We start from the raw sequence: 19,122 nt of genomic DNA on the forward strand, positions 1-19,122 counted from the left end.
TGACGCGGCCGACCGTGCTTGAGACGCGACCGACGTCTGGAATCGACGGAACGAACGGGAGCGACAAGGCCCAGGTGGAACGCGACGAGCGCGACCTCCTCGGCGAGGTCGGCGCCCACCAGGATCAGCGCGGGCCATGCCCAGGCGGCGCGCGCCTCGTCGGGGTCGAGGGCGACCTCGGCGTGCGCGTCGGCGGCGGCCGCGAGGCGGAGCAGGCCGTCGGCCAGGGCGGGATCACCAGTGATGATCAGTGCGGCGATGTTCATCGGACTCCTTCGGCGGTCGATGGAGTCCACCCTGCGCCGCGGACGCGGTCCGGCGGAAGACGTTCCGCGAACTGTGGATAACTTCGCCCACCCAGCGTGATCATCGCAGGTGACGGCCTTGGCGAGCGGTGGGGCAGGCACGATACCGGTCGGGAAGGTGGCCGGGCGGTGGGGGGTCTGGGCCACCGCCCGGCGCTTCACGGCTGGGCGACCCCCGCCGGGGGGGATAGCGGGGGTCGCCGGACGGTCCGGCTCCGGGGGGGTAGAGCCGGCCCGTTTTCCATGAAAGTCAAGGAGAGTGCGAGCCGGGTCACACGCGAGTTCGTCCTATAGCGGAGGCAAACTCGAGTGTCTCCAGTCTAGGCGAATACAACATATGCTGCCCGATCGTCCAGAGTTCCGTCGAGCGGCGAAGTCACCTTGGCCGTGCTGTTCTTTCTCATCTGGCTGAGATGGTCCCGCCCCCTACGGGCGCGAAGCGACGTCAGTGTGGACCGTCCACGTCCCGGGCGCCCGTATAGGCACGGGAGTGGGAGCGTACATGAGAACTAATGATCCTTCCCGGCGCCCGGGAGATCGGCCGCCGAAAAGAAACGATCATGGTACGTGATCGATTTCGAAGCGACGAAGGCAAGGGAAATTAGTCCCCATTAGGGGCGTTAGTCCTTTTTCAACCACAATGCACGGTTGGAGGGCCAGGCGCCGGCGGGGCGCGGACACCCCTCGCAGGGCGTCCGGCTTTGCGAATCTGGGGTTGTCAGCTGGGCGGACGAGGCGTAGACAAGTTCTACGGACCATGTGTCCGAGCACGGCAACCGGGCACCCACGCGCGACCAGCCGCGGGAGGCGCGTCGAGACGGGCTTGACCCGCTCCGACGAATTGAGGTGCACGCTTGGTAACCCGGCCTGACGTGTCTGGCGACGGCGTCCCCGCGGGGACGCCGTTCGCTATGCAGAAGGTCTCCACCCTTCGCTCGGGTTCCCCTCAGTCGCGCACGTCCAAGCCGAGTGCCGTCGCGATGACCACCGCCTGGTAAGGATCGATCACCGCGCGCTTCAGTTCGACGGTGAGGGGATCCAGCGCGGTGATGTCGCTCCCCCGCAGATCACAACCGGTCAGGTCGGCCTTGTGCAGCCACGAGCCCGACAGGTCCACCCCGCGCAGAGTGGCACCCGCACAGCGCGCGCCGGTGAGATCCGTCTCACGCATGCGGACGTCGGTGAAAGAGGCACGGCGCAAGTCGGCTCCTGGGAGGCCGGTGAACGACCAGTCGCCGCCCTGGACCTTCAGAAGGTCGTAGGTGCACGCGTCGAACATGCTGCCCACGAGTTTGCAGCCGCTGAATGCGGCGTCGAAGAAACCGCACCGGACGAACGTGCAGTTCACGAACGCGGAGTCCGTGTGGGTGGAGGCGTTGAAGCGGACGCCCCGGAACGTGCAGCCGGTGAACGTCGCGCCCGTGCCGGTGGCCTCGGTCATGTCCACGTCGACGAACAGGACGCTGTCGTGGTGTTCCCCGGTCAGGTCACGCGAGTCCCAGTTCTCGGACGAGACGGTGGTCTCGGTCGGCGCCGCTGGTCGCCCGTTCTTGCGATCGGCCATGAGCACTCCTTCGTCGAGGACACGATGGCCCCGGCCACTGACAGGCCGGTCAGCCGCGGAGGAACGCCTCGCATATCGCCTGGGCGTCGCGGGCCGCGGCGGCGGTGGCCGTGGCGCAGTGCGCGATCCAGGCGGCCACTCCGTCCGGGGTTCCAGAGGCGTAGCCGCGGATCGCCTCGGCGTAGGCGCCGGCCAGTTCGGCGTGGCCGACCTCCGGGGCGGTGAGGGACTTCGGGTCGAGGCCCCGGGCGACGAGGGTGAGGCGCTGCGCGGCACGGGCCACGATCCCGTCACCCCAGCCGAAGGGGCGGAGGGTGAGCAGCTCACCGTGCACGATCGCCGCGACGACGAGTGCGGGGGCCTTGGTCGGGGTGGTGAGGAGGCCGCTGAGCACGTCCAGGCGGGCGGCCACCTCCGCAGGGGTCGGCGGGTCGCCCAGGCCGAGGACGTCCTCGACGGGACGGCCGTCGGGGCGGGGACGGCCCAGGTCGGCGCTGTCCACGACGTCCGCCGCGGCGAGGACGTGCAGCCGCGCGAGAACCTGCCGGGGAGCGTGCCGCCATGTCTCGGCCAGGGTGCCCAGCTCCGCGGACACCCGCAGAGCCCCCTGGACGGCCGGGTCGGTCGGGTGCTCGGTGGTGCGCAGCTCGTCCAGTGTGACGGTGGCGCCTTCCAGGGCGGCCGACGCGCGCGCGCCGCGCAGCGCTGACTCGGTGGACACCTCGGCACTGCGGCGCCGCAGGATCCGGTGGCCGAGCAACCGGTCCACGGCGGTCCGCGCGTCGGCCACCGCGTCGGCCACACCGGGCAGGTTCGCTACATCGGCAAGGGCATCGGTCACGGCCTGACCTTATGCGCTGGTCGGACGGGCCCGCACAGTGCCCTCCGCCTGTTCCACCATCCGGGACGGGCGGTGTGCAAGGCATCACATAACATCGACCAAAGCCATGAGTCCTGGGCGTGTTTCGTGCTCAACACCTGGGAAGCGGCCTTGTGTGCGCAGGACGTTCCCTGGTGGAGTGGGGGCGCCGGGCGAACCCCGTTTCAGCGAGCAAGGAGTACGCGTTGAGCCAGAGCCAAGAGACATTGTCGAACCTGCTGCAGGAGACGCGGCGCTTCGCACCTCCGGCCGAGCTCGCCGAGTCGGCGAACGTCAAGGCCGAGGCGTACGACAGGGCCGCGGAGGATCGCCTGGGGTTCTGGGCCGAGCAGGCCGAGCGGCTGGCCTGGACGAAGCCCTGGGACGAGGTCCTGGACTGGAGCAACCCGCCGTTCGCCAAGTGGTTCGTGGGCGGGGAGCTGAACGTCGCCTACAACTGCGTGGACCGGCACGTGGAGGCCGGCCGCGGCGCCAAGATCGCCTACCACTGGGAGGGCGAGCCGGGCGACACGCGCACGCTCACCTACGCCGAGCTGCAGCGCGAGGTCAACCGGACGGCGAACGCGCTCCTCGAGCTCGGGGTGCGCAAGGGCGACCGGGTCGCGATCTATCTGCCGATGATCCCGGAGCTGCCGATCTCGATGCTGGCGTGCGCGCGGATCGGCGCGACCCACTCGGTGGTGTTCGGCGGCTTCTCCGCGGACGCGCTGCGCACACGCATCGACGACGCGCAGGCCAAGCTGGTCATCACCGCGGACGGCGGGTACCGGCGGGGCAAGCCGTCGGCGTTGAAGCCCACCGTGGACGAGGCCGTCGCCGACGCCCCGTCGATCGAGAAGGTCCTCGTCGTGCGCCGCACCGGTGAGGAGGTCGCGGAGAACGAGCGCGACGTGTGGTGGCAGGACGTGGTGGAGCGGCAGAGCGACGAGCACACCGCCGAGCCCATGGACTCCGAGCACCCGCTGTACATCTTGTACACGTCCGGGACGACGGGTAAGCCGAAGGGGATCCTGCACACCACGGGCGGATATCTGACCCAGGTCGCCTACACGCATCATGCGGTGTTCGACCTGAAGCCCGAGAAGGACGTGTACTGGTGCTCGGCCGACATCGGCTGGGTGACCGGGCACTCCTACATCGTGTACGGGCCGCTGGCCAACGGCGCCACCAGCGTCCTGTACGAGGGGACCCCCGACACCCCCAACAAGGGCCGCTGGTGGGACATCATCCAGAAGTACAAGGTGTCCATCTTCTACACGGCGCCCACGGCGATCCGTACGTTCATGAAGTGGGGAGACGACATCCCCGCCCAGTACGACCTGTCCTCCCTGCGGGTTCTCGGGTCCGTCGGCGAGCCGATCAACCCGGAGGCCTACGTCTGGTACCGGGAGCACATCGGTGCCGGGAAGACGCCGGTGGTCGACACCTGGTGGCAGACCGAGACGGGCGGCATCATGATCAGCCCGCTGCCGGGGGTGACGGCCGGGAAGCCGGGCGCGGCGATGCGCCCGCTGCCGGGCGTCGCGGCGGACGTCGTGGACGACCAGGGCGTCTCGGTGCCGAACGGCGGCGGCGGCTTCCTGGTGGTCAAGGAGCCCTGGCCGTCCATGCTGCGGACGATCTGGGGCGACGACGAGCGGTACGTCAAGACGTACTGGTCGCGCTTCGACGGCCTCTACTTCGCCGGTGACGGCGCCAAGAAGGACGAGGACGGCGACCTGTGGCTGCTCGGCCGGGTCGACGACGTGATGCTGGTGTCCGGGCACAACATCTCCACGACGGAGGTGGAGTCGGCGCTGGTCTCCCACCCGAAGGTGGCCGAGTCGGCGGTCGTCGGCGCGACCGACCCGGTGACCGGGCAGGCGATCGTCGCGTTCGTGATCCCGCGCGGCAGCGCCGGTGACGTGGAGGGCCCGGACTTCCTCAAGGAGCTGCGCGACCACGTCGCCAAGACGCTCGGCCCGATCGCCAAGCCGCGCCAGATCATGATCGTGCCGGAGCTGCCCAAGACCCGCTCCGGCAAGATCATGCGGCGGCTGCTGCGGGACGTCGCCGAGAATCGCAGCATCGGCGACGTCTCCACCCTGGCGGACAGCACGGTGATGAACCTCATCTCCGAGAAGCTGCCCAGTTCCAAGTCGGAGGACTGACCGGTATCCACCCGGCCGTCGGCCCGCTCCCGGAGGGGAAGCACTTCCCCGTCCGGGTGCGGGCCTCTCCGTACGGGCGCCCGTGCCCGGGGCCGGCGGTGGCGCGTGGACCTCGATCATCTGGGTAGTCTGCTGGGCAGGTGCGCCGGGAAGTCTGGTCGGCAGACCGGTTCGGGGCCGCGGCGAGCGGACGCGGACCGGACTTGACCGGCCCGTTCCGCACCTTCCCAGGGGATCCCCATGCCGCGCTCGTCCGCCACCCGTCGCGTCGCCGCCGTCTGGCCGTTCCGTCCGACGGTCCGCTACGGCAGGCAGGTCGCCGAGGCGCTCCGCATGGAGACGGTGGGCGGCATCGTCATGCTGGTCGCGACGGTGGCCGCGCTGATCTGGGCCAACACGCCATGGTCCTCCGCTTACACGGACCTCCAGAAGTACGAGGTCAGCCCAGGGTGGTTGGATCTCGGGCACATGGACGTCCAGCATTGGGCTTCGGGCGGCCTCCTGGCGGTGTTCTTCTTCATCGCGGGACTGGAGTTGCGGGAGGAGCTGACCCACGGCGAACTGCGCGATCCGCGGGACGCGGCGCTGCCGGTGATCGCGGCGGCGGCGGGGGTGGCGATGCCCGCGCTGATCTTCCTGGCGGTGAGCGCGGGCGAGCCGGGGGCGGCGCGGGGGTGGGCGGTGCCGACGGCGACCGACATCGCGTTCGCGCTCGCGGTGCTGGCGGTGACGTTCTCGTCCTGCCCGGCGCCGCTGCGCGCGTTCCTGCTCACACTGGCCGTGGTGGACGATCTGATCGCCATCACCATCATCGCGTTGTTCTACACCGACGAGCTGAACTGGCCACCGCTGGCGGCGGGCGTGGTGCTGATAGGCGTCTATGGGCTGCTGCAGTACCGCGGCGTGCGCTCGCCTTGGTTCTACGTGCCGCTTGCCGTCCTCGCCTGGTACTGCGTCCAGCGAAGCGGGATCCACGCCACGGTCGCAGGCGTCGCCATGGGGATGTTGACCAGCTCCAAGGAGACCCCTGACGAGCGGCCCACGAACGCTGAGCGGGCCGACCACGTCCTGCGGCCGTTCTCCGCCGGGCTATGCGTGCCCATATTCGCGTTCCTGTCCGCCGGTGTGGGGCTGAGCGGGTCCGCGCTGAGCGCGGTGGGCGGCGACCGGGTGGCCCTCGGCGTGGTCGCGGGACTGGTGATCGGTAAGTTCGTGGGCGTTCTCGGTGGGGCCTGGACGGCGGTCCGGCTCGGTCTGGCGACGCTGGGGGAGGAGCTCCACTGGCGGGAGATCGCCGGAGTGGCGCTGCTCGCCGGGGTGGGTTTCACCGTTTCCCTGCTGATCGGCGGTTTGGCCTATACCGACCCGTCACAATTCGAGAGAGTGACGACTGCGGTCCTGATCGCGAGTCTTCTCGCCTCGGCGGCCGCCACCGTCGTCTTCCGCAGGAGGATGCGCGTGCGGGCGCGCACGGACTGACAGAAATGACACCGGGTGGCCGTACGAACCGCCCGGCTGACAGGCTTGGTGCCGGCCGTGGAAGCGGGGGCTCTGGGAGGAGAAAGCGATATGTCCGAGGCACTGCCGGGCGAGGGCATCGAGGACAAATCCCTCGGCGAGCTGGTCGCGCTGGCGTCCAGCAACGTCTCCGCGCTGGTCAGGGCGGAGATGGACCTGGCCAAGATCGAGCTCAAGGCCGACGCCAAGAAGGCGGCGCTCGGCAGCGTGATGTTCACGATCGCCGCGCTGATGGGCGGGCTGATCGTGATCCTGCTGTCGATCGCGCTGGCGTACGGGCTGGTCGCGCTCGGCATCTGGCACTGGGCCGCGTTCCTCATCGTGTCGGGCGTGTACCTGCTCCTCGCGCTCGGCCTGATCGGCATCGGCTACCTGCGCATCCGCAAGATCGACGGGGCGAAGCGGACGCGCCGGACGCTCAAGGACGACCTGACCATGCTGCGGCACCGCGGCGACTCGGACACCCCCGCGATCACGGACTGACCCCATGGCAGGGCACGACACGTCGCTGGTCGAGATCGACGGACCGTGGACCCACCGGGCGATCAGCGCCGGCGGGACGCGCTTCCACGTCGCCGAGGCCGGTGAGGGGCCGCTGGTCCTGCTGCTGCACGGCTTCCCCGAGTTCTGGTGGTCGTGGCACCGCCAACTGGTGTCGCTCTCCGCAGCGGGCTACCGCGCGGCCGCGGTGGACCTGCGCGGCTACGGCGGCAGCGACAAGCCGCCCCGCGGATACGACCTGGTCACCCTGGCCGGGGACGCGGCCGGTCTCGTCCGGGCCCTGGGCGAGGCCAACGCGGTCGTCACCGGGCACGACTGGGGCGGGCTGCTGGCGTGGACGATGGCGGTCTACCACCCGAAGGTCGTCCAGCGGCTTGCCGTGGTGGGCGCCCCGCATCCGCTGCGGCTGCGCCAGGCCGTCCGCGGCGACCTGCGCGGGCAGGCGTGGGCGGCGCGCCACACTCTCGGGTTCCAGGTCCCGGTGTGGCCGGAGCGGCGCCTCGTGCGCGACGACGCCGCCCTGGTGGGCCGGCTCCTGCACGACTGGTCGGCCCCCGGCTGGCCCGATGAGCGCACCGAGCGGCTCGTCCGGAAGGCGGCGCAGATCCCCGGGACGGCTCATTGCGCGCTGGAGTACCACCGCTGGCTCATCCGTTCACAACCGCGCCCGGACGGCATCCGGTACGCGCACCGCATGCGCACCCCCATCCACGCTCCTACTCTTCAGCTGCACGGTGCTCTCGACACGTGCACGCTCCCCAGCAGCGCGCAGGGATCCGGCCGCTACGTCGCGGCCCCTTACCGCTGGAGGCTCATCGAGGGGGCGGGCCACTTCCCGCACGAGGAACGGCCCCACGCGTTCGACGCCCAGCTTCTCGGCTGGCTGGCCGACCCGGAACCCGAACGCTGATCCGCGTACGGTGGGGGCATGCGGGATCGGGACGACTCGGGCCGGCCACGTAACGCACGGCCCAGGGACGCTTACGGGCGGCCATTGCCGCATGACGCCACCGGCATACCCACGATGCCCGAAGACCTCGCCATGGAGCCCTTGGAGGCTTTGGACGAGGCACAGCGCCTCCTGGACGAGGACAGGCCGTTCCACGCGCACGAGGTCCTCGAAGCCGTGTGGAAGGCGTCCGCTCAAGAGGAACGTGAACTGTGGCGTGGCCTCGCACAGGTCGCCGTAGGCATCACCCATCTGCGCAGGGGCAACATCAAGGGCGCCCAAGCTCTGCTCACGCGCGCGTCCGAAAGGCTGGAGCCGTACCAGACCACCCCACCGCACGATTTGGACGTGCAGGGGGTCGTCCGGAAGACGAAGGCTCTGGTGGAGCACCCAGAGGACGGCCCGGTCACGCTCCAGTTGAGGCGCTAATAGAGCGCCCTGCCTCCGACCGGGTCAGTCGGAGCAACTTTGGGTGTTGACCTCGGCCGTGAGGCTCTGACCGTCCCGCGCATCTGGGGCGACCTCCTCCGCGGTGAGGGCGTACCCGGTGGACGGGGTGTCCAGCGCCGCGGCGAAGATGACGCCATAGACACGGCCGTCCTTCGACAGCAGCGGACCGCCGGAGTTGCCCGGCTCGACCAGGCCGCGGATGGCGTAGATCTCGCGGCTGACCTGGCCGGCGTGGTAGATGTCCGGGCCCCGGGCGGTCTGCCGGGCGCGGATCCGGGCGGCGTCGGCGCGGAACGGCTGGTTCTTCGGGAACCCGGCGATGATGGCGTCGTCGCGCACCCGGGCGGACGGCGCGAACCGCAGCGCCGGAGCCTCCAGTCCGGGAACGTGCAGGATCGCGATGTCGCGTTTGGGGTCGTACAGGACGACGCGCCCGCGGTCGGTGGAGCCGGTGAGCGACTGGACCTTCGAGAAGCCGCGGGCGCCGGCGACGACGTGCGCGTTGGTCATGACGCGCTCGGGCGCGAACACGAAGCCGGTGCCCTCGATCCGGCGCTGGCACTGCGGCGCGGTGCTGACGATCTTGACGATGCTGCGCTTGACGTTGCGCAGCGCGCCGGTGTTGAGGATGGAGTCGTCCGGCGGGGGCACCTGCACCACCGACTCGCCGCCGAGGCCGTTGAAGACCTGCGGGAACTCGCTGTGCTTCACGAACCCCTGGAAGGAGGAGAACCAGCCCTGCGCCTGCACGGGCATCACGTCGTTGATGCCGTTGATGATCGAGGAGCCCTTGACCTGCGTCCGGACGGGCTTGAAGTCGGAGTCGGCGACCAGGTGGCCGAAGAACCACGCGACGATCAGCAGCGAGGTCGCGCTGACGAAGGTGCCGCCGACGGAGTCGAAGGCGCGCGCGTTCATTCCGGTCACGCGGTTGCGCAGGACGGCTCCCGCGGAGGATGCGATCAGCTGCCCGAGGGTGGCGGCCAGAAAGGCGATCACGATGGCCAGCAGCGCCTGCTGCGCGGCGCCGTCCACGACGGCCTTGGAGATCGGGGGGGCGACGAGGACGCCGAGGACGCCGCCCCCGACGAAGCCCGCGAAGCTCAGCAGGCTCACGATGAAGCCCTGCCGGTAGCCCGAGACCCCGAACAGCACGACGAGCACGACGAGGATCAGGTCGAGAATGTGGTCGCCCAGCACCGCTTCACCGTATAGGGCCGGGCCCCTTAACAGCGTCCCCTCCGCGGACCAGATTACGGTGACCCCGGTAACCGCACGGTGCTATTTCGGACCGTCACGCTACGCGTCCAGACGGAGTTCACCCGCGGGACGGGCGGGCGACCATCTCGGGCGGCAGGTCCTCCACGCGGCCGGCGTCCCACGGGCGATCCCAGCCGCCCGCGATGAGCACCTGCGTGAGCAGAGCGGCGGTGAACCCCCACACCAGCATGCCGCCGACGCGGAACGCGGGGCCGAGCCTCAGCCCGGACGGGTGCCGGACGGTCAGCCGGTTCACGGGGTCGACGAGTTCCGCGAGGGAGACCCGCGCCACCGCAGCGACCTCGCCGGGATGGCCGGGCGCGACCTCCGACGGCTCGCGCCACCATCCGGCGACGGGGGTGACCAGGTGCTCGCTGTGCGACAGGTACAGCTCGGGGAGGACGCCGATGACCTCGACTCCCGCCGGTTCGACGCCGGCCTCCTCCCATGCCTCGCGCAGTGCCGCCGCGACGGGTCCGTCGTCCTCGGGGTCGATGCGGCCGCCCGGGAACGCGACCTGCCCCGCATGCTTGTTGAGGGTCGCGGCCCGCTCGGTGAGCAGGACGTCCGGACCGTTTGGGCCTTCACCGAACAGGATCAGCACCGCGGCCGCGCGCGCTTCGGGAACCGGTGCGGAGAACGGCGCCGGCATCTTAGGGGCCTCTGCACGGAAACGGTCGAGCCACGGCGGGCAGGTGGATGCGATCTCTGTCACGTCGGTCCCAACTACGGAACGGTCCGGTTCCTTCCCCTGACCGCCGCTCCTAAGGTCGGTCAGGCCGCCGCTCAGGAGAACGGGCCCGGCTTCACGAGCTTGCGTGCGGTCTCCTCGTCGGTGGGCCCCTCGCCGAAGGACGGGCAGAGCCGGGTCAGGGGGCAGGCGCCGCAAGCAGGCCGGCGCGCGTGGCAGATGCGGCGGCCGTGCCAGATCAGCCGGTGCGACAGCATCGTCCAGTCCTTGCGCGGGATCAGCTCACCGATCTCCTGCTCGACCCTCACCGGGTCGGAGTCGGTGGTCCAGTCGAAGCGACGCGCGAGACGTCCGAAATGGGTATCGACGGTGATGCCCGGGACATCGAACGCGTTGCCGAGGACGACGTTGGCGGTCTTACGGCCGACACCGGGCAGCGTGACGAGGTCCTCCAGGCGCCCCGGCACCTCGCCCCCGAACCGGTCGCGCAGCGCCGCCGACAGCCCCATCACCGACTTGGTCTTGGCGCGGAAGAACCCGGTGGGACGGAGGATCTCCTCCACGTCCTCGGGGTTGGCGGCGGCGAGGTCCTCAGGGCCGGGGTAGCGGGCGAACAGGGCGGGCGTGGTCAGGTTGACCCGCGCGTCCGTGGTCTGGGCGGACAGTACCGTCGCGACGAGCAGCTCGAACGGGGTCGCGAAGTTCAGCTCGCAGTGGGCATCGGGGTAGGTTTCGGCCAGGACCCGGTTGATCCGCCGCGCCCGCCGCACCAGTCCGAGCCTGGTCTCCGCCTTCCGCCCGCGGGCGCGCGCGGGCGGCTCCGCTTTGGTCGCCATCCCGCCAGGGTAGGGCCTCGGCACGACCATCCGGCCGACTTCCGCCGGGAGCGCGGCATCGGCGGCGCCGCCCCTCGTGCCCCTCCCGCGGGGCCCGGCGCCGCCCGGAGACGGCCGTCCCGGGCACCCCGCGCCACCTCGGCCGACATCGATCATGAAGGTCCGCTTACAGGTGATGAGACCGGTGTGACGGCATTCACCCGGCGGTCCGTACACTGGGCGAACAGGATCGTGGCGGCCGGATGCCCGAGCAGGGGCGTACGGCCCGGTACGCGGGCGGCCCCGCGGACCGGGACCACCGTTGCGAGGGCGAGGGCACGTTCGATCCCGCGTTTCGGCGCGCCGTGACCCTACCTTCACGTACGCGGTGGGACGTACGTCACACTATGCATGCAGGTGTTCAAGGAGGAGAAGCGTGACCGACCGCGACGTGGACGTTCTGAGCAGGGCGCCCCTCTTCGAGGCCCTCGACGAGCAGGGCGCCAAGGCGCTGCGCGCCAACGTGACCGAGGTGAGGCTCGCCCGTGGTCAGACGCTCTTCAACGAGGGCGAGACGGGCGACCGCCTGTACGTCGTCCTGGAGGGCAAGATCAAGCTGACCCGGACGGCGCCGGACGGCAGGGAGAACCTGCTGAGCGTCCTCGGCCCGAGCGAGATGTTCGGCGAGCTGTCGCTGTTCGACCCGCGTCCGCGGACCGCGAGCGCCATCGCGGTGACCGAGTGCCGGCTGGCCGGCCTCGGGCACGACGACCTGCGCCCGTGGCTGACGGGCCACCCCGAGGTGGCCGTCCAGCTGCTGCGCGCGCTGGCCCAGCGGCTTCGCAAGACCAACGACGTGATGGCCGACCTGGTCTTCACCGACGTGCCGGGGCGCGTGGCCAAGGCGCTGCTCGACCTGGCCGAGCGGTTCGGCCAGCCGTCCGAGGCAGGGCTGCACGTCCACCACGACCTCACGCAGGAGGAGCTGGCCCAGCTCGTCGGCGCGTCCCGCGAGACGGTCAACAAGGCGCTCGCCGACTTCGCCCAGCGCAACTGGCTGCGGATCGAGGCGCGGGCCGTCGTGATCCTCGACATCGAACGCCTCCGCAAGCGCTCCAAGTAGGAACGGTCTGCACGATCACGGCCCCCCGGAGGACGTGATCGTGCAGCCACCGCGGGCTCAAGCGCGCGCGGGCGCCCGCCCCCCCCTGTGACGCCGCTACCCCCGGGACTTGAGATATTCGAGCTGTGATTTGACGGACCACTCGGCCGCGGGCCACAGGGACTTGTCCACATCGGCGTAGACACGTTCCACGACCTCCCGGGCCGTGCGCGCCCCGGCGGCGACGGCCGCCTCCACCTGGGCGAGGCGCTCGCGTCGATGGTCGATGTAGTGGTCGAGGGCGGCGAGCGGGTCGTCGAGCTTGGGTCCGTGCCCGGGCAGGATCACCGCGGCCTCCACCTCGGCGGAGAAGGTCCGGAGCCTGTCGAGCGAACCCAGATAGTCGCCGAGCTTCCCCTCTAGCACCGTCGTCCCGTACCCGAGGACGGTGTCACCCGTCAGGACAGCGCCGTCCGCCGGAAGCCAGAACGTCAGCGAGTCGTCGGTGTGGCCCGGTGTCTCCATGACCCGCAGTTCCAGGCCGCCCGTGGTGACGACGTCGCCCTCGGCGAGGCCCTCGTCCCCGAGGCGGTGCCGCGGATCGAGCGCCCGGACGGGGACGTCCCCGGCGAGCCCCGCGAACTTCACCGCCCCGGCGGCGTGGTCGGGGTGCCCGTGCGTGAGCAGCACCAGGCCCACGCGGCGCCCCTGGGACTCCACGGCGTCCACGACCCGGCGGAGGTGCTTGCCGTCCTTGGGGCCCGGGTCGACGACCACGACCTCGTCCGCGCCCGGCTCGGCGATGATCCACGTGTTGGTGCCGTCCAGGGTCATCGCGGACGGGTTCGGCGCCAGCACACAGGTCGCCCTTTCCGTTCCCATTCCGTCGATCTCGCTCATTTCACCCATCCTGCCCGAGGTGCGGGAGGGAGGACCGGCCGGGTTCCACCCCAGCCGCTCCAGATGGCGCAACGCCGAGGTGCCCGCGAGGCGGCCAACGACGGCCCGAGACAGCGGACGGGTCCGCAGAGGCGGGACACGCGGGCGCACGGGCGGCTCACCCCCGCGCGTAGTGCCGCAGGACGTCCTCGGGCAGGACGAGGTACGCCTCACCGTCCACGATCTCCACATCGGGCTCCTGGACGATGATCTCGCGGCGGGCGGCCAGCACCTCGTCCACGGTCGCGAACCCGGCCAGGTCCGCCAGCGTGGCGAGCGTCGGCGGGAGCATGGGCCACTCGCCCGTGCCGCCCCGCTCGGCGGCCTCCGCCGGGCGTACCCAGGTCACCCGGTCCGCCTCGGTGCTGACGTCGCCGGCGCGCTGCCCGGCCGGGATCCCGGCGACGAAGAACCGGGTGTCGTAGCGTTTCGGCTCGACCGCCGGAGTGACCCAGTGCGCCCACGGCCGGAGCAGGTCCGAGCGCAGGACGAGCCCCCGCCGGGCGAGGAACCCGCCGAACGACAGGGAGCGGTCCAGCAGGGCCAGCCGGTCGGCCTCCCACTGCCCGCCGCAGGTGTCGTCCACGATGGACGCTCCGGTCGGGCCCGCGAGCAGGACGAGGCTCTCCTCGAAGGTCTCGCGCACCGCCGCGCACACCAGTTCGCGCGCCAGCGTCTCCCCGGCGTTGAACGCCGCGCCCCACTCGGCGGGCGAGGGGCCCGACCAGGCGAGATCCGCCTCCCCGTCGCGCGGGTCGACGGCGCCGCCCGGGAAGACGTAGGCGCCCGGCGCGAACACCATCGAGCGCACCCGGCGCAGCATGAACGCCTGCAGGCCGTGCACATCGTGGTCGCGCAGGACGACCACCGTCGAGGCGTGCCGCGCCGGTGCGGGCTCCATCCGGCCGGCCAGGATCTCCGCGGCCCGCTCATGCAGGTCGGCGGGCAGTTTCCGAGCGTTCACCGTGTGCCTTCCATGAAGGCCCATTCGGACATACCGAATATCGTTCCGTCAAGCCCGGCACCGGCCGCCCCGCCCGCGGAGACGGGGCGGGTGCGGCCACCGCGGAGCCTCTGGCGGGCGCCCGCCGCCGGGGCGACGGTCAGGACACCTCGGCGATCAGCTCGACCTCGACGGCCGCGTCGCGCGGCAGCACCGCCACGCCGACCGCGCTGCGCGCGTGCCGTCCCGCCTCGCCGAACACCTCGCCCAGCAGTTCGCTCGCGCCGTTCACGACCTGGGGCTGGCCGGTGAAGTCGGGGGTGCTGGCAACGAAGCCGACGACCTTCACGATCCGCACGATCCTGGACAGCTCGCCCACCTCGGCCTTGAGGGCCGCGATCGCGTTGAGCGCGCAGATCCTGGCCTGTGCCACGGCCTGCTCGGCGGAGACCTCCGCGCCGACCTTCCCGGTAAGGGGAAGCTCGCCCTTGACCAGGGGAAGCTGCCCGGCGGTGTAGACGAGCGCGCCCGTCCGGGCCGTGGGGACGTAGGACGCCAGCGGCGCGGCGACCTCCGGCAGCTCGAGTCCGAGTTCGGCGATCCGCTCCTCGGGCGTACTCATGGCCACTCCCTCCCATGCGGCGGGCCCGGACGGCCCGTCCCGCTCTCCGGCGATCAGCTTGGCAGGTGGCGGGCGGCCCGGGGAACCATGGGGCCGTACCCGGGGGTACCCGGGAGTGTCCGGCTACTCGGACGGCACCTCGCGCTTGAAGTACGCCACGAGGTTCTCCGGGTTCGGACCGGGCAGGACGGTGACGAGCTCCCACCCGTCCTGGCCCCAGTTGTCGAGGATCTGCTTGGTCGCGTGCACCAGCAGCGGAACGGTCGCGTACTCCCACTTCTTCATGGGGCTCACCCTAGCGATCGACCTGTGCCGGGCCTGCGCGAACCCGCCTTCCCACAGACCATTTCCAGCGGACGCCGGACGCGACGCAACGGCGCGCGCGCAGAGGTCACGTCAGGGGTTGTTGGCGTCGTAGTGCGCGCGCGCCGCGTCCACCTCAGGCATGTTCCGATCCGCCCAGTGGCGCATCGCATCGAGCAGGGGGATCAGCCTCTCGCCCAGCAGCGTCAGCGTGTACTCCACCTGGACCGGCACAGCCAGGGTCACGCTGCGCGAGACGAACCCGTCCCGCTCCAGGGAACGGAGCGTCTGCGTAAGCATCTTGGCGCTGACACCAGGCAGGGCACGGCTGAGGTCGGCGTATCTGACCGTCCCCTGCTCCAGCCTGAGCAGCACCATCGAGTTCCACTTGTTGCCGATAATGCCGCGCAGCCCGTTGGTGGGGCAGGAGTCCATGTAGGCGTCGAACTCCGCCTTGGCCTCCTCACGGCGCCGCGCCGCCGTCATCGTGGTCATGTTCCGCGCTCACCTCCGCGTACCGAACGCACTCGCAGGTAACCTCTTCCGGCTCCGCGATGTTCCGGACGAGAGTGGGCCGTGCGGGATCTTCCCCCGCGTCACCCCACCGCACGCGAGGAGCATCGGCATGCGCGCGATCATCGTCAGGGCGCCCGGCGGACCGGACGCGCTGGAGGCCGTCCACGTCGAGGAGCCCGCCCCCGGGCCCGGACAGGTCCGGATCCGGGTCGCCGCGGCGGCGGTCAACCCGGTCGACGTCGTGACCCGGTCCGGGGCCCTCGCCGCGGCGGGCCTGATGCCCGCGTTCGGCCCGGACGCGCCCGCCCCCCGGGACGTCGGGATCGGCTGGGACGTCGCCGGGACCGTCGACGCCACCGGCGAGGACGTCACCCGGTTCGCGGTCGGCGACGAGGTCATCGGGCTGCGCGACCGGCTGGACGTTCCCCTCGGCGCCTACGCCGAGGCCATCGTCCTGGACGCGGACGCCGTCGCCCGCGCGCCGCGCTCGGTGGACGCCGTTCACGCGGCGACGCTCCCCCTGAACGGCCTGACCGCGGCGCAGGCCCTCGACCTGCTCGCCCTGCCGTCCGGGAGCACGCTGCTGGTCACCGGGGCCGCCGGAGCCGTCGGCGGCCACGCCGTCCAGCTCGCCGCGCACCGCGGACTGCGCGTCGTCGGCACCGCCTCCGCGGCCGACGAGGAGCGCGTCCGCGGGCTCGGCGCGGACCTGTTCGTACCGCGCGGGGCACACCTCGGCGAGGCCGTCCGCGCGCTCGTGCCGGGCGGCGTGGACGGCGCCGTGGACGCGGCGCTGCTGGCGGGCGCGGCGCTCGACGCCGTCCGCGGCGGCGGGGCCTTCGCGGCCCTCAGCGGCGGCGCGAGCGCCCCCCTGCCGCTGCGCGGCGTACGCGTCGCGAACGTGTGGATCCGCGCCGACGGTACCCGGCTCGCCGAGCTGGCCGCCCTGGTGGACGCCGGGCGCCTCACCCCGCTCGTCGCCGGGACGCTTCCGCTGGACGGGGCGGCCGAGGCCCACACCCGCCTGGAGGCCGGCGGCCTGCGCGGCAGGCTCGTCCTCACCCCCTGAGGGCACCTCCCGGCCGAGGACTCCACGGACCCGCGATCGGCCCGCCTCCGAGTGGGGACCGTCCTTCCCCCTTATGGCGGCGGCCGTCTGGTGGGGGTGAGCTGTCTCGCGACGGCGGCCGTCCCAGGCGTCCGGAATCTGCGCACGCCGGAGGCACGGGACGTCTCGGACGGGCCGTCGCACTGCGCGGCACAGAACGCCTGACTACACCTGGGTCAGGTCTGCGCGGGTGGGGTGTCCCCCTCGTCTGCGGAGGGCGCGGCACTCGAGATGCCCCGTGTCTCGTCCTCTCGGCCCGTCACCTCCCGGGACGGCTGGGACTGGTGCACCCCGTGGTGCGGCTTCGGCTCGTCCAGTCCGATGACGGGCGGGACGTCCTCCGCGGACTGGAGCGTGGACGGCGTCTCGGCCGCCTTCTCCAGCTCCGCCTCCGCCTTCGCGAGCCGCTCGCCGAGGTCGAGCCGGTCCCCCTTCTCAGCGGTCGCCGCTTCGCCGCCACCGCCCGTCGCGCGGTCGAAGAAGCGCAGGATCTCGACCGGCAGGGGCATCACCAGCGTGCTGTTCTTCTCCGCGGACACCTCCACGACCGTCTGGAGCAGGCGCAGCTGGAGGGCCGCCGGGTCCTGCGACATGATCTCCGCGGCGGCGGCCAGCCGCTTGGACGCCTGGAACTCGCCGTCCGCGGTGATGATCCGGGCGCGCCGTTCCCGCTCGGCCTCGGCCTGCCGGGCCATCGACCGCTTCATGCCCTCCGGCAGCGACACGTCCTTGATCTCGACGCGCTCGATGAGGATGCCCCACGGATCCTGGGTGATCTCGTCGATGATGCCCCGGAGCCGCAGGTTGATCTGCTCACGCTCGCCGAGCAGCTCCTGCATGTCGGCCTGGCCGATCACGGAACGCAGCGACGTCTGCGCCACCTGGGAGACGGCGTAGCCGTAGTTCTGGACGTTCACGATCGCCTTCACGGGGTCGACAACCCGGAAGTAGACGACGGCGTCCACCCGCACGCTCACGTTGTCCTGGGTGATGCCCTCCTGGGCGGGCACCCCCATCGTGACGGTCTGCTGGTTGACCTTCTGCATGCGTTCCACGATCGGCAGGATGACCGTCAGGCCGGGAGTGCGGACCGCCCCCGGCCGCAACTGCCCGCCCCGCTGGACCTGGCCGAACCGGAACACGATGCCGTGCTCGAACTGCTGGACGACCCGGAGCGCCGACGCCAGCGTGAGCAGCCCGCCCACGACGACGACCAGCAGGATGACCAAAGCCACCGCTTCCATCACGACCCCTCTCTCGCGTGGACGGTCCGGGCCCCCGCGGTCCGGACGGACCCGGCCCGCGAGCCCGGTCACGTTTCCCAGCTAACCGCGCGGGAACGCCCGAGACAACGGCCCCGCGGACGATCTTCCCGGCGCGGCGCACCGTGGCGGGGATCACTGACGGGCGACGGGGCCGCCCTCTGAAGTGTTTGCCGAGTGAACGATATGGTCGATCGGGTGAGCGCGAACGACACCGACTGGGACGGCGTACGCCTGCATGTGGTCACCGGCAAGGGCGGCACCGGCAAGACCACCGTCGCCGCCGCGCTCGCCCTGGCGCTCGCCGCGGGCGGCCGCAAGGTGCTGCTGGTCGAGGTCGAGGGGCGGCAGGGCATCGCCCAGCTGTTCGACTGCCCGCCGCTGCCCTACGGGGAGCGGCGCGTCGCCGTCGCCCCCGGCGGCGGGGACGTCTACGCGCTCGCCGTCGACACCGAAGAGGCGCTCATCGAGTACCTGGAGATGTTCTACAACCTCCGGCACGCCGGGAAGGCGATGACCAGGCTCGGCCTCGTCGACTTCGTCACCACCATCGCGCCCGGCCTGCGCGACGTGATCCTCACCGGCAAGACCAGCGAGTCGGTGCGGCGCCGGAAGAAGGACGGCTCGTTCATCTACGACGCCGTCGTCATGGACGCGCCGCCGACCGGCCGCATCACCAAGTTCCTGAACGTCAACGACGAGGTCTCCGGCCTCGCCAAGGTCGGGCCGATCCGCAACCACGCCGACACGGTGATGAAGGTCGTCCGCAGCCCGGAGACCGCCGTCCATTTCGTCACGCTCCTGGAGGAGATGCCCGTCCAGGAGACGATGGACGGCATCCGCGACCTCACCGCGGTCGGCCTCCCGATCGGCGGCGTGATCGTCAACATGGAGCACCCGCCCGTCCTGTCCGAGGACGATCTCGCCGCGGCCGCCGCGGGCACCCTGGACCGCGAGGAGATCCTGCGCGGGGTGAAGGCCGCCGGGCTCGAGCACGACGCCGAGGCGATCACGGCGGCGCTCGCCGCCGGGGCCGCCGACCACGCCCGCCGCACCGCGCTGCAGCGCCGCGAGAAGGAACGCCTGGACTCGATCGACCACCCCCGCTACTCGCTGCCGCTGCTGTCGGACGGCATGGACCTCGCCGGCCTGTACGACCTCGCCGCCGCCCTCCGCGCCCAGGGCGCCGCGTGACCTCCCCGCCGGTGGCCACGGCCGGCGCCCCGCCCCGGCACGGCCGCGCC

Annotated in this window: 19 protein-coding genes and 1 pseudogene; 8 read left to right on the plus strand and 12 right to left on the minus strand. The window is 71.5% G+C overall.

The genetic code is table 11. The annotated features are described in order from the left end of the window. The 3 genes and pseudogenes from E1291_RS08680 to E1291_RS08690 form a co-directional block, all read right to left on the minus strand. A pseudogene (locus E1291_RS08680) lies at positions 1–266 on the minus strand (hypothetical protein); the annotation flags it as partial. A gap of 985 nt (positions 267–1,251) precedes the next feature. Continuing rightward, on the minus strand, positions 1,252–1,869 hold the full coding sequence (locus E1291_RS08685; RefSeq protein WP_131737222.1) for a pentapeptide repeat-containing protein: 618 nt from the start codon (positions 1,867–1,869) through the stop codon (positions 1,252–1,254). A 49-nt stretch (positions 1,870–1,918) separates the two neighbouring features. Continuing rightward, entirely contained in the window at positions 1,919–2,710 is a 792-nt protein-coding gene (locus E1291_RS08690; RefSeq protein ID WP_131737223.1) for a Fic family protein, read from the minus strand. Positions 2,711–2,934: 224 nt separating this feature from the next. Here E1291_RS08690 and acs point away from each other — a divergent pair, with 224 nt between their 5' ends. The 5 genes from acs (at position 2,935) to E1291_RS08715 (ending at position 8,296) form a co-directional block, all read left to right on the plus strand. After that, complete coding sequence (gene acs / locus E1291_RS08695) at positions 2,935–4,899, plus strand: acetate--CoA ligase (protein ID WP_131737224.1); 1,965 nt, start codon at positions 2,935–2,937, stop codon at positions 4,897–4,899. Between the two features lie 240 nt (positions 4,900–5,139). Further along, positions 5,140–6,378 (plus strand): Na+/H+ antiporter NhaA, encoded by a 1,239-nt coding sequence (nhaA, locus tag E1291_RS08700; protein ID WP_131737225.1) that lies wholly within the window; start codon positions 5,140–5,142, stop codon positions 6,376–6,378. 90 nt (positions 6,379–6,468) lie between these two features. Then, a complete protein-coding gene (locus E1291_RS08705; RefSeq protein ID WP_131737226.1) occupies positions 6,469–6,900 on the plus strand; it encodes a phage holin family protein in 432 nt (143 codons plus the stop codon). A gap of 4 nt (positions 6,901–6,904) precedes the next feature. Then, complete coding sequence (locus E1291_RS08710; RefSeq protein WP_131737227.1) at positions 6,905–7,828, plus strand: alpha/beta fold hydrolase; 924 nt, start codon at positions 6,905–6,907, stop codon at positions 7,826–7,828. A 114-nt stretch (positions 7,829–7,942) separates the two neighbouring features. Beyond that, a complete protein-coding gene (locus tag E1291_RS08715; RefSeq protein ID WP_242614029.1) occupies positions 7,943–8,296 on the plus strand; it encodes a DUF309 domain-containing protein in 354 nt (117 codons plus the stop codon). A 24-nt stretch (positions 8,297–8,320) separates the two neighbouring features. On the opposite strand, the gene E1291_RS08720 is transcribed toward E1291_RS08715, so the two are convergent. From E1291_RS08720 to nth, 3 genes are all read right to left on the minus strand, one after another. Beyond that, on the minus strand, positions 8,321–9,517 hold the full coding sequence (locus E1291_RS08720; RefSeq protein WP_207400637.1) for a MarP family serine protease: 1,197 nt from the start codon (positions 9,515–9,517) through the stop codon (positions 8,321–8,323). Positions 9,518–9,635: 118 nt separating this feature from the next. Further along, on the minus strand, positions 9,636–10,229 hold the full coding sequence (locus E1291_RS08725) for an NUDIX hydrolase (RefSeq protein ID WP_131737229.1): 594 nt from the start codon (positions 10,227–10,229) through the stop codon (positions 9,636–9,638). Between the two features lie 134 nt (positions 10,230–10,363). Further along, on the minus strand, positions 10,364–11,104 hold the full coding sequence (gene nth, locus E1291_RS08730) for an endonuclease III (protein ID WP_131737230.1): 741 nt from the start codon (positions 11,102–11,104) through the stop codon (positions 10,364–10,366). 415 nt (positions 11,105–11,519) lie between these two features. Here nth and E1291_RS08735 point away from each other — a divergent pair, with 415 nt between their 5' ends. Beyond that, positions 11,520–12,206: a Crp/Fnr family transcriptional regulator gene (locus tag E1291_RS08735; protein WP_067483689.1), complete on the plus strand. Its 687-nt coding sequence runs from the start codon at positions 11,520–11,522 to the stop codon at positions 12,204–12,206. A gap of 96 nt (positions 12,207–12,302) precedes the next feature. On the opposite strand, the gene E1291_RS08740 is transcribed toward E1291_RS08735, so the two are convergent. The 5 genes from E1291_RS08740 to E1291_RS08760 form a co-directional block, all read right to left on the minus strand. Further along, positions 12,303–13,085 carry an MBL fold metallo-hydrolase gene (locus E1291_RS08740; RefSeq protein ID WP_242614030.1) on the minus strand — a complete coding sequence of 261 codons (783 nt, stop codon included), beginning with the start codon at positions 13,083–13,085 and terminating at the stop codon, positions 12,303–12,305. 157 nt (positions 13,086–13,242) lie between these two features. Continuing rightward, entirely contained in the window at positions 13,243–14,088 is an 846-nt protein-coding gene (locus E1291_RS08745; RefSeq protein WP_370770963.1) for an NUDIX hydrolase, read from the minus strand. A gap of 139 nt (positions 14,089–14,227) precedes the next feature. Continuing rightward, the gene (locus tag E1291_RS08750) at positions 14,228–14,689 is read right to left on the minus strand and encodes a RidA family protein (RefSeq protein ID WP_131737232.1); all 462 of its coding nucleotides are present in this window, start codon (positions 14,687–14,689) and stop codon (positions 14,228–14,230) included. Between the two features lie 123 nt (positions 14,690–14,812). Beyond that, positions 14,813–14,974 carry a Sp36 family protein gene (gene sp36 / locus E1291_RS08755; protein WP_131737233.1) on the minus strand — a complete coding sequence of 54 codons (162 nt, stop codon included), beginning with the start codon at positions 14,972–14,974 and terminating at the stop codon, positions 14,813–14,815. A gap of 111 nt (positions 14,975–15,085) precedes the next feature. Next, on the minus strand, positions 15,086–15,487 hold the full coding sequence (locus tag E1291_RS08760) for a winged helix-turn-helix transcriptional regulator (protein WP_131737234.1): 402 nt from the start codon (positions 15,485–15,487) through the stop codon (positions 15,086–15,088). Positions 15,488–15,617: 130 nt separating this feature from the next. Here E1291_RS08760 and E1291_RS08765 point away from each other — a divergent pair, with 130 nt between their 5' ends. Next, positions 15,618–16,577, plus strand: coding sequence for an NADP-dependent oxidoreductase (locus tag E1291_RS08765; protein WP_131737235.1), 960 nt, complete (start codon positions 15,618–15,620; stop codon positions 16,575–16,577). 215 nt (positions 16,578–16,792) lie between these two features. Here E1291_RS08765 and E1291_RS08770 read toward each other — a convergent pair whose 3' ends face one another. Continuing rightward, positions 16,793–17,860, minus strand: a complete 1,068-nt coding sequence (locus E1291_RS08770) for a slipin family protein (protein WP_131737236.1) — start codon at positions 17,858–17,860, stop codon at positions 16,793–16,795. Between the two features lie 216 nt (positions 17,861–18,076). Between E1291_RS08770 and bagA the strand changes: the two genes are divergently transcribed. Further along, positions 18,077–19,072 (plus strand): ATPase BagA, encoded by a 996-nt coding sequence (bagA, locus tag E1291_RS08775; protein ID WP_131737237.1) that lies wholly within the window; start codon positions 18,077–18,079, stop codon positions 19,070–19,072. Positions 19,073–19,122: the final 50 nt, after the last annotated feature.

Source organism: Actinomadura roseirufa (assembly GCF_900659635.1).
In the GTDB taxonomy this organism is placed as follows: Bacteria; Actinomycetota; Actinomycetes; order Streptosporangiales; family Streptosporangiaceae; genus Spirillospora; species Spirillospora roseirufa.

Coding starts and splice junctions, on each gene's coding strand:
- E1291_RS08685 (WP_131737222.1), bottom strand. CDS start 1,869: ATGGCCGATCGCAAGAACGGGCGACCAGCGGCGCCGACCGAGACCACC.
- nhaA (WP_131737225.1), top strand. CDS start 5,140: ATGCCGCGCTCGTCCGCCACCCGTCGCGTCGCCGCCGTCTGGCCGTTC.
- E1291_RS08705 (WP_131737226.1), top strand. CDS start 6,469: ATGTCCGAGGCACTGCCGGGCGAGGGCATCGAGGACAAATCCCTCGGC.
- E1291_RS08710 (WP_131737227.1), top strand. CDS start 6,905: ATGGCAGGGCACGACACGTCGCTGGTCGAGATCGACGGACCGTGGACC.
- E1291_RS08715 (WP_242614029.1), top strand. CDS start 7,943: ATGCCCGAAGACCTCGCCATGGAGCCCTTGGAGGCTTTGGACGAGGCA.
- E1291_RS08725 (WP_131737229.1), bottom strand. CDS start 10,229: ATGCCGGCGCCGTTCTCCGCACCGGTTCCCGAAGCGCGCGCGGCCGCG.
- nth (WP_131737230.1), bottom strand. CDS start 11,104: ATGGCGACCAAAGCGGAGCCGCCCGCGCGCGCCCGCGGGCGGAAGGCG.
- E1291_RS08740 (WP_242614030.1), bottom strand. CDS start 13,085: ATGAGCGAGATCGACGGAATGGGAACGGAAAGGGCGACCTGTGTGCTG.
- E1291_RS08750 (WP_131737232.1), bottom strand. CDS start 14,689: ATGAGTACGCCCGAGGAGCGGATCGCCGAACTCGGACTCGAGCTGCCG.
- sp36 (WP_131737233.1), bottom strand. CDS start 14,974: ATGAAGAAGTGGGAGTACGCGACCGTTCCGCTGCTGGTGCACGCGACC.
- E1291_RS08760 (WP_131737234.1), bottom strand. CDS start 15,487: ATGACCACGATGACGGCGGCGCGGCGCCGTGAGGAGGCCAAGGCGGAG.
- E1291_RS08765 (WP_131737235.1), top strand. CDS start 15,618: ATGCGCGCGATCATCGTCAGGGCGCCCGGCGGACCGGACGCGCTGGAG.
- E1291_RS08770 (WP_131737236.1), bottom strand. CDS start 17,860: ATGGAAGCGGTGGCTTTGGTCATCCTGCTGGTCGTCGTCGTGGGCGGG.